Origin of the sequence: Rhizobium sp. 25PS6, from assembly GCF_032464655.1 — a bacterium.
Lineage (GTDB): Bacteria > Pseudomonadota > Alphaproteobacteria > Rhizobiales > Rhizobiaceae > Rhizobium > Rhizobium laguerreae.
Map to the genome: position 1 here is coordinate 1 of NZ_JAWDIV010000063.1, position 1,059 is coordinate 1,059.

Genomic DNA, 1,059 nt, shown 5'->3' on the forward strand with positions numbered 1-1,059 from the left:
ACGACGGATTCATTGTCGGCGGCATTTTCGATCTGCGGCGACAGCCACCGGACGAACTGCGTCGTCGATGGCGACACCTTCTGGTTCGAGGGCGAGAAAATCCGCATCGCCGACATCGATACGCCTGAACTCAGCCCGCCCCGCTGCGAGGCCGAAAGGATCAAAGGTGAAGCGGCAAAATCCCGGCTGCTGGCGCTGCTCAACGCTGGGAAGTTCTCTCTGGCGGCCGGGTTCCGTGACGAAGACAAGTACGGTCGCAAACTTCGCACCGTGTCTCGCGCAGGCAATTCGCTGGGCGACGTCTTGATCGGCGAAGGGCTCGCCCGATCATGGGATGGTGCCCGACACGGCTGGTGCCAGGGCGGGTGACAGCGAACCATCGCTTCCCCGGCACGGGAGAAGGATAGGGGTTTGGGGAAAGGGAGGAGGGAACCGTCCCCTTTCCCCATGGGAGGAAGTTTGAAGGAGGGGCGTTGCCGTTCCTTCATGGGGTGAGGTTTGAGAGGGGCGGCAGAGCCCCCCTTTCATAGCCGCTCCGGCTGGAACGGCTCACGCGAAGTCAAGGACCAGAGGCGGTAAGCCGCCTCTGGTCTGGATCTCAATCAGCGGGATCGAAGAAGGGCTCTTTGTCGTCCAGGCCGATATGCCATCGTTTGTCGGACCACCGCGACGGAAGGTAGATCTCATCGCCGCCAGAATGCGCAATGATGATCTTGCCGGGTTCGTGAAACAATCCGAAATCGACCTTGTTGTCGATTGCCCAAAGCAGCGCCGCTGACAGAAACTCGCGCGAGATATCGGCGGGAAGATGCACCTCCGCATCGAAATTTCCGCGCAAGCGTTCAAGCCAATCCGGCTGTTGATCCGACCGCTTCTGGTCGTCTCCAATCTGGTGAGTGATTTGATGCTTTGTCATCAGGGTCTCCTTTTCGTTTCTGACGAAAGGTGTCCGCACCGTAGTCCGTGAGGGGTCCGGGACCGCGGAACGCGGCCGCCGTGCGGCGAGCGGAGGAACCGATTTTCTCTGTGCCGCTTGCGGCGCTGGGAAAATTGGAGGGG

At 60.6% G+C, this 1,059-nt stretch carries 2 protein-coding genes; one reads left to right on the forward strand and one right to left on the reverse strand.

Going from position 1 to position 1,059, the window contains the following annotated elements:
• Window positions 1-369, forward strand: a 369-nt coding sequence (locus RWK44_RS34790; RefSeq protein WP_316030171.1) for a thermonuclease family protein, incomplete at its 5' end; no start/stop codon positions are given.
• Window positions 370-598: 229 nt separating this feature from the next.
• Here RWK44_RS34790 and RWK44_RS34795 read toward each other — a convergent pair.
• Window positions 599-916: a hypothetical protein gene (locus tag RWK44_RS34795; RefSeq protein ID WP_127431463.1), complete on the reverse strand. Its 318-nt coding sequence runs from the start codon at window positions 914-916 to the stop codon at window positions 599-601.
• Between the last annotated feature and the right edge of the window lie 143 nt (window positions 917-1,059).

Coding starts and splice junctions, on each gene's coding strand:
- RWK44_RS34795 (WP_127431463.1), bottom strand. CDS start 916: ATGACAAAGCATCAAATCACTCACCAGATTGGAGACGACCAGAAGCGG.